The 13,132-nt window shown below is 60.2% G+C and carries 9 protein-coding genes and 1 pseudogene; 3 read left to right on the forward strand and 7 right to left on the reverse strand.

Annotation, left to right across the window (positions count from 1 at the left end):
• Positions 1–420: 420 nt before the first annotated feature.
• The 4 genes and pseudogenes from AC2T3R_RS15520 to katG all read right to left on the reverse strand — a co-directional run bounded on the left by AC2T3R_RS15520 (position 421) and on the right by katG (position 6,150).
• Positions 421–1,524 carry an acyltransferase family protein gene (locus tag AC2T3R_RS15520; RefSeq protein WP_405047475.1) on the reverse strand — a complete coding sequence of 368 codons (1,104 nt, stop codon included), beginning with the start codon at positions 1,522–1,524 and terminating at the stop codon, positions 421–423.
• Positions 1,525–1,590: 66 nt separating this feature from the next.
• Positions 1,591–2,736, reverse strand: coding sequence for an acyltransferase family protein (locus AC2T3R_RS15525; protein WP_486743886.1), 1,146 nt, complete (start codon positions 2,734–2,736; stop codon positions 1,591–1,593).
• A gap of 33 nt (positions 2,737–2,769) precedes the next feature.
• Positions 2,770–3,028: pseudogene (locus tag AC2T3R_RS15530) on the reverse strand (hypothetical protein).
• Between the two features lie 872 nt (positions 3,029–3,900).
• The gene (gene katG, locus AC2T3R_RS15535) at positions 3,901–6,150 is read right to left on the reverse strand and encodes a catalase/peroxidase HPI (protein ID WP_486743887.1); all 2,250 of its coding nucleotides are present in this window, start codon (positions 6,148–6,150) and stop codon (positions 3,901–3,903) included.
• 362 nt (positions 6,151–6,512) lie between these two features.
• On the opposite strand from katG, the gene AC2T3R_RS15540 reads away from it, so the two are divergent.
• A complete protein-coding gene (locus AC2T3R_RS15540) occupies positions 6,513–7,418 on the forward strand; it encodes a LysR family transcriptional regulator (protein ID WP_013973059.1) in 906 nt (301 codons plus the stop codon).
• Positions 7,419–7,517: 99 nt separating this feature from the next.
• Entirely contained in the window at positions 7,518–8,114 is a 597-nt protein-coding gene (locus AC2T3R_RS15545) for a hypothetical protein (RefSeq protein ID WP_015270752.1), read from the forward strand.
• Between the two features lie 176 nt (positions 8,115–8,290).
• On the opposite strand, the gene AC2T3R_RS15550 is transcribed toward AC2T3R_RS15545, so the two are convergent.
• Positions 8,291–9,169: a DMT family transporter gene (locus AC2T3R_RS15550; RefSeq protein ID WP_015270753.1), complete on the reverse strand. Its 879-nt coding sequence runs from the start codon at positions 9,167–9,169 to the stop codon at positions 8,291–8,293.
• Positions 9,170–9,416: 247 nt separating this feature from the next.
• On the opposite strand from AC2T3R_RS15550, the gene AC2T3R_RS15555 reads away from it, so the two are divergent.
• Positions 9,417–10,241, forward strand: a complete 825-nt coding sequence (locus tag AC2T3R_RS15555; RefSeq protein ID WP_137137569.1) for an aldo/keto reductase — start codon at positions 9,417–9,419, stop codon at positions 10,239–10,241.
• 136 nt (positions 10,242–10,377) lie between these two features.
• On the opposite strand, the gene AC2T3R_RS15560 is transcribed toward AC2T3R_RS15555, so the two are convergent.
• Together AC2T3R_RS15560 and AC2T3R_RS15565 are read right to left on the reverse strand one after the other, a co-directional pair.
• Positions 10,378–12,474: a putative bifunctional diguanylate cyclase/phosphodiesterase gene (locus tag AC2T3R_RS15560; RefSeq protein WP_039613884.1), complete on the reverse strand. Its 2,097-nt coding sequence runs from the start codon at positions 12,472–12,474 to the stop codon at positions 10,378–10,380.
• Between the two features lie 128 nt (positions 12,475–12,602).
• Complete coding sequence (locus AC2T3R_RS15565) at positions 12,603–13,097, reverse strand: GNAT family N-acetyltransferase (RefSeq protein WP_015270756.1); 495 nt, start codon at positions 13,095–13,097, stop codon at positions 12,603–12,605.
• Positions 13,098–13,132: the final 35 nt, after the last annotated feature.

Raw genomic sequence — 13,132 nt, forward strand, 5'->3', positions numbered from 1 at the left:
GTGTCGCGATAGGGGCGCAAAGCGCCCCCATTTCTGACGAAGCTATTTCAGGATCAAAACGATCCAGCTTGCGACCTATATTTGCAGCCCTTTAAACACAAGGGCTGCGTCTATCTGGCTGGTCCTTCTTTAGGGCCTATTGGGGCCTATATGGCTCCGCAATGCCAGCTTTATGATGACTTTGCCATTCCGTCCTTAGGCGTTCTGCCGACCAATTCCCTTCCTTTATACAACTCCTCACAGATCGGCGCATTCCAGCGCCCACAGCCTGGCCGACTCGACGATCTCAAGCATGTCGACCAGATCGCCGTCATCGACCTCTCGCCGCCGGTGCGCAGCATATGCCATCTCGCATGCTTACCCGACCGAACTGTGCCTGTAGCCTAGGACGCGACCAGCCTGCCAGCAACAGTGGCCAATCTATGCAGCCTTTTTGTCAGCACCAACGCTGAGTACTGCAGATAACCAGGCTTTGTTTTCAAGCCACCTGCTTAACACCCAAGACACCACAATCGACACGACGACTACAGCGCCACTCACGAGCAGCGACCTGATGCTGTGGCCGTAGATGTAGGGCTGTGATACCCCCAAAGCAAACAGCATTATCGGGAAGTGAATGACGTAGAGGGTGTAAGAGTAACTCGCATGTCGGTGCAAGTACTTGGGGAAACGCAAAACGCCACCCAGAAGCAAAGCTAGGAAGCAAGCGAACCAGAGCCCAGAAGCCAAGCGGAAAAGGTTAACTTTATCGTAGACGATTTCGTTACCCGACGGGTTAGGGTACAAGGCGCATACAACTGAGGCCACTGCAACACAGCTCAGTAATAAGAATGCAAGCCTAAACACGCCGCCTTTCATCATCGGATTTTTCTGATGAATAAATGCCAGAACAAATCCCGCAAACCATACCGGTGCCAGCATGTAGAACAATGTGTTTCCATAGCTTACAAATACCACCGCCGAAACCAGGAAGGTCGACATGATCTTTCTCCGCCGCCATAAAACAAACGCAGCAGCAGTTACGTAATACCACGCTTCAATAGACAAACTCCACAACGGACTGTTAGCTGGCGGGTTCTCGACTTTAAATCCATTGAGAAATGTTAAGGCACCCCAAATATCACGAAAAGATACGACAAATTCAGACCTGACAAAGCCCACCCCATCAATCTGCAAAAATGAATTAGAAGCAGATGGAAAACAGAACTGGGCCAGCAATCCAAGCACTACCATCAGCATCAAAGCAGCAATCAATGGCGGATAGAGACGAAGCGCTCTATCGAGAATAAAACGACCAACGTCAAAATATCTATTCCTGGAGACATTGTTGCAAACAGACTTCCCAATGAGAAATCCACTCAGCACAAAAAATGCCATAACGGCAAACTGGGATAATAGAACGACCGCAGTAAACCAAATATTCAGCGTTGGCAAAAGCAAGGTTTGATAAGTATGTCCAAATAACACTGCAAAAGCCGCCAGCGCTCGAATAGAATCTAGTTGCTGTGATTGGTCCAACGTCATTCGCGACATTCTGCACCCGCCCCTTGAACTCAAGTAACACTTCAAAATTGGTCAAACGTTAAATTTCTACTGGCGGTTGTCATTTAGTTTTGTTGCATTACAGACCAAAAGCTCTGAAGCATGCCTAGCTTCAAGCTTCTCAATCAATCTCCGCCCCAACGCAATACCTGGCTTCTCGATAACGCTGTAGGTCATCCGTGACACAACGGCGGTAATTGCGAGGACAAACAAGAAGAACAAAACACTATTTAGATTACCCTCACCCATTGCTGCAGGAATTCTTGTGCCACTCAATAATTTTAGAATCGCGATATGCACGAGATACATACTAAAGCTCAACTTCCCAAGCAATACTGTCAACGGATTCACTAGCAGATAAATTGGCTTTCTAGCTAAAAATATCGAAAAAATGGCAAAAATAGCTCCTGCTACCACATGACTTGGTACAAACGTCTGCTGCGGGCGCCAGAATTCGATTGACAGAACAAAAAATGCTGCCGAGGCCAACATCACAACCTTCGCATCAACTCTCCATTGCGCAGCGAGATATCGATATGTAATCAACCCAATCACAAACACCGGAAACTGGGCAATAAAATTGTAGAAGGCAAAGACATCAATCAAATACTCCTGAGCAGGCTCATACTGAAAAATTAAACTTGCAACCGGTGCATTCGCTTTCTGAAGAAGCAATGCAGCTGCCAGAAGCAGAAACAAATACTTGAGCTTTTCTATGCGAACCAACAGAGGAAAAATTAGATAAAAGGTCATCTCAACAGCTACCGACCAGCCTCCAGGCACTACCGAGTTTATAGTTTCGGGATGGAAGCCATGCAAAAACAGCGCAGTAACTGGAACAAACCACCAACTAATACCATTGGGAGCAAAATACGATGCCGCCGTACCATTCAAGAAGAGGAACAACGCAATCGCCAAGTAGAACATTGGCGCGATTCTGAAAATTCTGCGTAGATAGAAATCACGTACTGGGCGCAGATCACCTTCCCGTCGCGCGTTCCATGACATACAAAGCGTGATAGCGCTGGCAATGTAGAAAAGCTGAACACCTCGTGCCCCCTCGGTCATTACTCGCATCAGCACATCAGATAATGGTTTTACGGACTGGGAGGCGTGAACAAGAACTACTAAAGCTATCGCGACCCCACGAAGGGCATCTATATAATCATATTTTTTTATATTATTGCCGGACATAGCTTTTCTCTGATGCGTTGAAGCAAACCGCCATTATCGAGATTTCCCAGTGGCGGCGCCAGTCTCATGACAAGCGGTAACCGCAGAAACCAGATGTCTCTCGTACCCAATCCGCTGTCGCCGCTCAGCCAGCAGCGCCCTCACCTTCACTTCCAAGCCGTCTCCCTTCTTCAGCCCAGCGGCAGCCCAAGACGGTTCTGCAACGTTCGGCACACGGCATGGCACCTGCACCGGCTACCCTTCCACCGCAGCCGGCCAGCGCCAACGCCAGAACAATCAACAACACCTTCAAAGGCCAAGCTCCGTATCTATGATTGAGGCAGCAGCTACGCACTGATCGCCGCCGATGCGCTCCTGCTGCAGTCGCTTGGCTGCGGCATAGTCGTTTTGCGCAGTGTCTACCTCGACGAATGGCTCGAGCGAAAGACCCCAAGCTAAAAACCAGCACGGCGATTCTGTACAGATCGATAATCAGGTAAGTGCTCAAGCCGTTTTTTGGCCACCTGGCACGATGCAACCTAAACAAAAAGGTTCTCAAGGAAAAGTTTTCTGAATACAAGGCCTCCAACACCAGGATCACTAGTGTTCAGACCTGCTTTCGATCTGCATTAAACGATGCGATCGAGGACGAGATAATTGACAGCCATCCGCTTTCAGGATGGTCATATCGGAATCGAGATGAGTCGAGGAGGACGACGACATCGATCCTTTCACGCGCGAAGAGCAGCAGGCTCTGCTAAAAGCATCGAGGGGGGAGACATTGGCGCAACTGCAGTTCGCTTTCTGAACTAGCCTTAGGCCTACCGAATTGATTGCGCTTAAGCGGGGGGATATCGACTGGATCGAGGGAGATATCCGGGTGGTCCGCGCCAAGACCCGAGGCGCAAAGGTTCCAGAACCATCTGGATGCCTGCTATGAAAAAGTCGGGCGTACGGTGGCGGCGCCCTTACCGGAGCCGCCACACGTACGCCTCGATGATGCTCAGCGCTGGCGAGAATCCAATGTGGGTCGCCAAGCAAATGGGCCACAAAGACTGGACGATGATTGCCAAGGTTCATGGCCGCTAGATGCCCTCCGCTGACGTCGGAGCCGGAGGGCGAGCAGAGGCACTTTTTGCCGGTAATGCCAGCGTTATGACAACTTCTCCTCCAAAGCCCTCTGATTTACTGGGCTAGATCAAACCGATCCAGCTCCATCACCTTCTCCCAGGCGGCCACGAAATCCCGCACGAACTTGTCACCACCATCATCGCTGCCATACACCTCGCTCAACGCCCGCAACTGGGCATGGGAGCCGAACACCAGGTCAACCCGGCTACCGGTCCACTTCACCTGGCCGGTCTTGCGATCGCGTCCTTCGAAGGTTTCGTTATCCGCCGAGGTCGGCTTCCACTCAACGCCCATGTCCAGCAAGTTGCGGAAGAAGTCGTTGCTCAGGGTACCGACCTTGTCGGTGAACACGCCCTGCTGGCTGCCGCCTTGGTTGGCGCCGAGCACGCGCAGGCCGCCGATCAGCACGGTCAGTTCCGGCGCGGTCAGGGTCAGCAATTGGGCCTTGTCCAGCAGCATTTTCTCGGCCTTGACGCTGTAGCGGGCCTTGGTGAAGTTGCGGAAGCCATCGGCCAGCGGTTCCAGCACGGCGAACGACTCGACGTCGGTCTGCGCCTGGGAGGCATCGACACGCCCAGGGCGGAACGCCACGCTGACGTTGTGCCCGGCGTCCTTGGCAGCCTTTTCCACCGCGGCGCCACCGGCCAGAACGATCAGGTCGGCCAGGGAGATTTTCTTGCCACCGGCATTGAACTCGGCCTGGATTTTCTCCAGCGCCGCCAGCACCTTGCCTGTGCCCTGGTTCGCCGCCCAATCCTTCTGCGGCGCCAGGCGCAGGCGGCCACCATTGGCCCCGCCACGCTTGTCCGAACCGCGGAAGGTCGACGCCGCTGCCCAGGCAGTGGCCACCAGCTCGCCAACGCTCAGGCCCGCCGCCAGCACCTTGGCCTTGAGCGCGGCAATGTCCTGCTCGCCTACCAGCGGGTGATCGACTTTTGGCAGCGGGTCTTGCCACAGCAGCTCTTCGTTGGGCATTTCCGGGCCCAGATAGCGCGCCAATGGGCCCATGTCGCGGTGGATCAGCTTGTACCAGGCGCGGGCGAAGGCGTCCGCCAGTTGGTCAGGGTTATCCTTGAAGCGGCGGGCGATCGGCTCGTAGATCGGGTCGAAACGCAGCGCCAGGTCGGAGGTGAGCATGGAAGGCGCGTGGCGCTTGGCCGGGTCATGGGCATCCGGCACGGTGCCTGCCCCCTTGCCCTCCTTCGGCCGCCACTGGTGGGCACCAGCCGGGCTCTTGGTCAGTTCCCAGTCGAAGTTGAACAGGTTGTTGAGGTATTCGTTGCTCCATCGGGTGGGGGTGGAAGTCCAGGTCACTTCCAGGCCGCTGGTGATGGTATCGCCACCCTTGCCGCTGCCGAACTTGTTGGCCCAGCCCAACCCCTGCAGCTCCAGGCCTGCTGCTTCCGGCTCGGGGCCGACGTTGTCGGCAGGGCCGGCACCGTGGGTCTTGCCAAAGGCGTGCCCACCGGCGATCAGCGCCACGGTTTCTTCATCGTTCATGGCCATGCGGCCGAAGGTGTCACGGATGTCCTTGCCCGAGGCTACCGGGTCGGGGTTGCCTTCCGGGCCTTCCGGGTTCACATAGATCAGGCCCATCTGCACGGCGGCCAGCGGGTTTTCCAGGTTGCGCTCGCCCTCCAGGGTACGGCCCTGCTCCTCGGGACGCTTGGCCGGCTCCGCCACCAGGTCGCCCTTGCCGGGCGGCTGGGCCTTGCCGTAGCGGGTGTCACCGCCCAGCCAGACCTTTTCCGAGCCCCAGTACACATCTTCGTCCGGCTCCCACACATCGGCACGCCCGCCAGAGAAGCCGAAGGTCTTGAAACCCATGGATTCGAGGGCGACGTTGCCAGTGAGCACGATCAGGTCGGCCCAGGAAATCTTGTTGCCGTACTTCTGCTTGATCGGCCACAGTAGCCGCCGGGCCTTGTCCAGGCTGACGTTGTCCGGCCAACTGTTGAGCGGGGCGAAGCGCTGCTGGCCAGAGCCTGCACCACCCCGGCCATCGCCAATACGGTAGGTACCGGCGCTGTGCCAGGCCATGCGAATGAACAGCGGGCCGTAGTGGCCGAAGTCGGCGGGCCACCAGTCCTGGGAGTCGGTCATCAAGGCGGTCAGGTCTTTCTTCAGCGCCTGGAAGTCGAGGCTCTTGAACGCCTTGGCATAATCGAAATCCGGGTCCATCGGGTCGGATTTGGAGGAATGTTGATGAAGAATTCTCAGGTTGAGCTGGTCAGGCCACCAGTCACGGTTGGTGGTGCCGCCACCTGCGGTTTGATGGAACGGGCATTTCGATTCGTTCGACATCTGCGGGTACCTTTGGGTCGGTTATCCAGATTTCCGGTCTATGCCAGGTGTTCTTTCAGCCGAGCGCGTGGGCTCGTGCTACCCCTCATCAGGTCTACACGGGGCTTGCGAAGCTGTCATGACGGGGTTGGCGTGGTCTTGCACACAGGTGCTGACATGCCGCCCGCTGGCAGAATTCGCGGGGCCAGAGGAAAGACTAGCCGAGCTTGGGCAGAGTTCTAATAGAGTGCCTATTGAGGGGCGATAGCTTGGCTCTGTCAGGTTCGTGCCCGCGAACAGGCCGGCACATCCATACAAGGCAACCAAGCTGTCCGCATGCTCCAATACAACGCCAACCCTTCCAACCCGGAACCCGTACCCTCATGAATCGCAACGACCTGCGCCGCGTCGACATGAACCTGCTGGTACTGTTCGAAGCCCTGATGATCGAACGCAACCTGACCCGGGTCGGCGAAAAGCTGTTCATCACCCAGTCCACCGTCAGCGCCGCCCTCGCCCGCCTGCGTGAGCTGTTCGACGACCCGCTGCTGATCCGCAACGGCCGGGCCATGGAGCCCACGCCACGGGCCATGCAGATCTTCGCCGAGCTGGGGCCGGCCATGGATGTGATTTCCGCCGCCATCAGCCGCGCCCGCGAGTTCGACCCGGTCAACAGCTGCAACGTGTTCCGCCTGGGCCTGTCGGACGATGCCGAATTCGGCCTGTTCCCGGCCCTGCTGCAGGCGCTGCGCGAAGAGGCCCCGAATATCAGTGTGGTGGTGCGCCGGGCCAACTTCCTGCTGATGCCGGGGCTGCTGGCCAGCGGCGAAATTTCGGTGGGCGTGAGCTACACCACGGACCTGCCGGCCACCGCCAAGCGCCGCAAGCTGCGCAACATCGGCGTGCGGGTGCTGCGCGCCGATGACCGCCCGGGCCCGCTGACCCTCGACGAATACTGCGCCCGCCCGCATGTGATGGTGTCGTTCTCCGGTGACATGAGCGGCAATATCGACCTTGACCTGGCACGCATCGGCCGCTGCCGCAAGGTGGTGCTGGCGGTGCCGCAGTTCGGCAGCCTGCGCGCCCTGCTGCGCAACACCGAGCTGATCGCCACGGTGCCGGACTATGCCGCCTGCGCTCTGGCCGACGACGGTAGCCTGCGCGCCGACCCGGCGCCGTTCGACATCACCGAGGCCGAACTTTCGATGGTCTGGAGCGGTGCCCAGGACAATGACCCGGCCGAGCGCTGGCTGCGCGAGCGCATCCTGCAGTTCATGGCCACGCAGTGATGCATCGACCTCATCGATAGCCACCATGAATGCCATCAAGTTCCCCTGCGGCCAGCCCGGGCGGAAGATGGCGGCATTCACCGATTGATGAGGCTTCCCATGAAAACCGGCATGATCGCTGCCCTGCTCGCCTTGTTGGCCGCCCTTGGCGGTTGTGCCAGCCCGGCAGCTACCGACACGCAGCCTTACGGGCACTTCTATTCGGCCACGGCCATTTCCAGTGTCGCCCTGGCCCCTGGCCAACGGGTGGCGGTACTGCTGGGGCGTGATGCCGAAGCGACCCTCGAATACCTCGGCAGCCATCGCACCCAGGCAGGCGCACCGGCCCATGGCCAACGTGTCCCTGTTGCGACCCTGGGCAGCGAAAGCCAGGCGTATGACTGGCTGGCGCGGTCACTGGCGCAGCAGTTTGCGGAAGTGACTTTCTATGACGACCTGGACACACTGCTGGGCGACCACCCGGACGTGATCGTGCTGCTGGACACCGAAAGCCGTTTGGCCAGTGCGGATATCGAAAGCCGGGTAGTAGCGCGCTTTTTCGATGACCAGCTGACCTATATCGGCCGCGCTGAGGGGCGGGCCAGCAAAAGCCTGGGCGATGTGGCGAGGGTGGTCGAGGATGAGCGGGCGGTGCAGGCGGATGCCTTGCGCGACTTTGACGATTCATTGCAGGCGTTGTTGAAGGGTCGCGTTTGAGGGCCCTTCACTGATATAGCGCAAATGCTCGGGCACAGCACCGGCCTGTAGGAGCAGCCTTGTGCTGCGAAGAGGCCAGTACCGCCACAGAATTTCTTTTGCCACACCGGCCCTTTCGCAGCACAAGGCTGCTCCTACAGGTCGGTGCTGTAGCTGTAATAACCGCGGTAAAGCTTCTACTTACCCCGCTGCATCCACGCCGCCCCCAGCCCGCTGAGGCAGATCACCGAGATGCCCACCAGGCTCAGGGTATCCGGCACCTGGCTGTAGACAACCAACCCAAGCAACCCGGCGAACACGATCTGGCAATAGCTGAATGGCGCCAGCAAGGCAGGTGCCGCATGGCGGAAGGCCTGGGTCAGCAGCAGGTGCGCCGTCATGCCAAAGCCCCCCAGCGCCAGCATCAGCAGCGCATGGTCCCAACGCGGCATCTCCCAGAAGAACGGCACCAACGCACTCATCGCCAGTGTGTTGCACAACCCCGCATAGAAATTGCTGGTGGTCGGGCTGTCGTGCGCGGCCAGGATGCGCGTCAGCAACTGATAGAAGCAGAAGCCCAGCGCCGAACCAAACGGATACAGGATGGCCGGGGTGAACATCGCCCCGCCCGGGTGCACCACCACCAGCACGCCGATGAAGCCCATCACCACCGCCACCCACTGCCCCACCGTCACCCGCTCCTTCAGCAGTGGCGCCGACAGCGCGGTGACCAGCACCGGGGCAAGGAAGTTGACCGCCGTGGCCTCGGCCAGTGGCAGGTACTGCAGGCCGGTGGTGAACAGCAGGCTGGTACTCAGCAGGCTCAGGGCGCGTAACGTCTGCAACAGAGGGCGGCGAGTGCGCAGCACGTTGAGGCCGGCCTTGGGCAGGAAGATGCCGGCCATCAGCAGCGTGTGCACCACATACCGCGCCCACACCACCATGATGATCGGGTACAGGCCGCCCAGGAATTTGGACAGGGCATCGTGACTGGCGAACAGGAACGTCGCCACCACCACCAGGGCGATGCCGCGCAGGGGTTGGTTGACTCCGGACAGCGGTGTGCTGGAACTCATGGCACTCTCGATGACGGCGCGGCTGGATGCGGCGCCCAGTGAAGGCCGCGCAGGCGTTGCCTGGCGGATGCAACAGCTCGGATTTTAGAAGAGATGCCGAAGAATAAGGAAGTTCAATCGCCGCCAGCCAAGGCCGACTGCAATTTCTGTTCGCTGATCGACCACTTTCCGCCCCACGCGCATGGCCCGTACCGTGCTGATCGTCGACCATCGAATGCGAACCCTGCACACCCTACAAGGAATTTACATGCAAAGGCTCACCACCCGTAACGGCCTGGCCCTGCCCGCGATCGGCCTGGGCACCTGGCCAATGACCGGCAGCGAGTGCACCCAGGCCGTGCGCCAGGCGCTTGAATTGGGTTACCGGCACATAGACACTGCCACTGCCTATGACAACGAAGCCGCCGTCGGCCAGGCACTGCGCGAAAGCGATGTACCGCGCGAGCAGATTCACCTGACCACCAAGGTATGGTGGGATCGCCTGGCGCCCAAGGCCATGCGCCAGTCACTGGAGGACAGCCTGCGCGCCCTGGGTACCGAGCAGGTCGACCTGTTCCACATCCACTGGCCCAGCCAGGACTGGGACCTGGCCCACAGCATCGAAACCCTGGTGGCCCTGCGTGACGAGGGCAAGGCGCGCAGCATCGGCGTGGCCAACTTCCCGCTGGGGCTGCTGCGCCAGGTGGTGGAAACCCTGGGCGCGCCATTGTCGGCGATCCAGGTGGAATACCACGTGCTGCTCGGCCAGCAACCGCTGCTGGACTATGCCCGCCGCCACGACCTGCTGCTCACCGCCTACACCCCGCTGGCCCGTGGGCAGGCGGCGGCTCAGCCGGTGATCCAGGCGATCGCCCGCAAGCATGGCGTACTGCCCAGCCAGGTGGCGCTGAAGTGGTTGCTGGACCAGGACGGCGTGGCGGTGATCCCCAAGGCCGGCAGCCGCGAGAACCAGCTGGCCAACCTGGCGGCGTCGAACGTGCAACTGGATGACGAGGACCGCGCGGCGATCGCCGGGTTGCCGAAGGACCAGAGGGTGGTGAGCCCGCCGTTTGCGCCGGACTGGAACCTGTAGGAGCGGCCTTGTGTCGCGAAGGGGCGCGCAGCGGCCCCACATTTTCAGCTGCGCCGCTGATATCGCCGGGGCCGCTTTGCGGCCCTGTCGCGACACAAGGCCGCTCCTACAGGAGACCGCGGCAGGCCGACGGGCACTACGCCGGCGTCACGACCTGCTTCAACCGCTCGTTCGCCGGTGCCGGTCGCCCATACAGGTAACCCTGGAAGTGCGAGCAACCCTCCGCCACCAACCGGCGCATCTGCTCCTCCGACTCAACCCCCTCGGCCGTGGTCTTGATCATCAGGCTGTTGGACAGGTCGGTAATGGCGCGAATGATCGACATCGCCTCGCGGCTGTCGCACATGTCATGCACGAACGACTTGTCGATCTTGATCCGGTCGAACGGGAACGAACGCAGGTAACCCAGCGATGAGTACCCGGTGCCGAAATCGTCCAGCGAAATGGACACGCCCAGGTCCTTCAGTGCACGCAGGGTACGCACGTTTTCCTCGCTGTTGCCCAGCAGCACCGACTCGGTGACCTCCAGTTCCAACCGCTGTGGCGGCAGGCCGGAGTCGGCCAGCGCCAGGGCCACGGTGTGCACCAGGTTGGCATTCTTGAACTGCACCGCCGACAGGTTGACCGACACCGTCTGCTCGCTGTCCCAGCTGGCCGCCTCCTGGCAGGCCAGGTTCAGCGCCCGGGTGCCCAGTTCGTGGATCAGCCCGGTTTCCTCGGCGATGGGGATGAAGTCCATGGGCATGACCATGCCACGGGTCGGGTGCTCCCAGCGCAGCAACGCCTCGTAGCCGGTAACGCTGCTGGTCTGCTGGTCGACCACCGGCTGGTAGTGCAGCTGCAACTGGCCCAGGTGCAGCGCAGTGCGCAGGTCGGTTTCCACCAGGCGGCGCTGGCGGGCGGCGACGTCCAGTTCGACGCTGAAGCACTCGTAGCGGTTGCGACCATTGCGCTTGGCCTCGTACAGCGCCATGTCGGCGTAGCCCAGCAGTTGCTCGGCCTGGTCGCTGTCTTCCGGCGCAATGGCAATGCCGATGCTCACCCCCACCGTGAACTGGTGCCCCTCGATCTGGAACGGTGGGCAGATCGCGTTGATCAGGCGCTGCGCAGTGTTGCATGCGGCCTCCCGGCCTTCCAGGCCGGTCAGCACCACCGCAAACTCGTCGCCGCCCAGGCGGGCCAGGGTGTCGTGCTCGCGCAGTTCGCGGCGCAGGCGCTTGCCCAGCGCGCGCAGCAGCTTGTCGCCAAAGGCGTGGCCCAGCGAATCGTTGATGTTCTTGAAGTTGTCCAGGTCCAGGCACAGTGCAGCGGTCAGCTTGGCGTGCTCGCTGTCACGCACCAGGGCCTGGCGCAGGCGTTCGTTGAACAGGGTGCGGTTGGGCAGCCCGGTCAACGCATCGTGGTGCGCCATGTGGTGGATCTGCGCGTGGGCGGCCAGCTCTTCGGTGGCATCTTCGGCAACGAACAACACATAGTCGGCCTGGCCTTCACGGTTCTGGCTAAGCAAGGTGCGGCTGCGCAGGGTGCGTGGGCCACAGGCCGTGTCGACCCGGGTTTCGGCAGCATGCCCCTTGGTGCTGCGGGCGCCACGGGCCAGTTGCTGTTCCAGGTAACCGGCAACGCCCGGTGCCAGGCACTCGCCGGGCAACTGCCCGATCATGCTGCGCTGCGGCCCGCCGAACAGGCGTTCGGCCTGCTGGTTGGCCAGCAGGATGCGCTGGCTCTCCAGGTCCTGGACAATGACGCTGGCGGGGATGTTGGCAATCACCGAATCAAGGAACTGCGACAGCTTGGCCATTTCCTGGCTGTACTGCTCGGCCAGCTCCTTGGCCTGCAGCAGTTCCAGCTCTTGCCGGTGACGCTCGGAAATGTCGCGGGTGACCTTGGCAAAACCCACCAGTTGCCCGGCATCGTCGTACACCGCGTCGATCACCACATGGGCATGGAAGACCGTGCCGTCCTTGCGCAGGCGCGAACCGATCTCTTCGAAGCGCCCGGTGCTGCGGGCCTGCTCAAGGTTCAGCGCCGGCAGCCCGGCGGCGCGCTCGGCATCGGTGTAGAACAACGAGTAGTGCTTGCCGACGATTTCCTCGGCCAGGTAGCCCTTGGCGCGCTGGGCGCCGGGGTTCCAGTTGGCGACGATACCTTCGGGGGTGAGCAGGTAGAAGGCATAGTCCACCACGCTCTGGATCAACAGCCGGTACATGATGTCGGGGCTTGCGACTAGCGACATGACTTTTACCTGGGCCTTCGAAAGGCATGAAAAGGATTGGTGGCATTATGCCTTCGACGACGACTTTGTGAAGTAGCTCACAAAAAGCCACGATCCCTTCAATTAGCGAACGAAGGCTGGCCCTCCCCTCAATGGCGGGCGCCCGTGACCAGGAAATTGAGCAAGCCCGGTTCGTCATCCAGGGCTATGGGCTGCGCCGGGCGCGACAGCTCGGCCAGCACGGCATTGCAGAAGGCCACGGCAGGCATGTCCTGTGCGTAACAGCGCATCAACCAGTCGCCCTCGCCGCCCAGCAGTTGCAATGCCACCGCCCGGCCGATGCCCTGTCGGCGGTACTTTTTCAGGATGAACAGGTCAGCCAGTTCGAACGCGTCGATGCCCGGCAGCTCGCTGCGTTCGACCAGCACGAAACCGGCGATAAAACCGTCTGCCAGCACCAGGTACGCGCCCCAGCCATCGGCCCCCCAGTAACGTTGCAGGTGCTCGTCATGGATATAGAAGCGGCCGTCCACTTCGACGTCTTCCTGCTCCCAGTCCGAGGACTCGTAGGCGTAGAACTGATAGAGGTTGCGAATCAGCGGGGCCTGGTCGGCAGTGGTTGCCAACAGTTCGATGGGCAGCATGGTGAGGGGCTCGGGTAAAAAGGCGGATTCTAGAT

This window comes from Pseudomonas sp. PVC-5-1 (genome assembly GCF_057444345.1).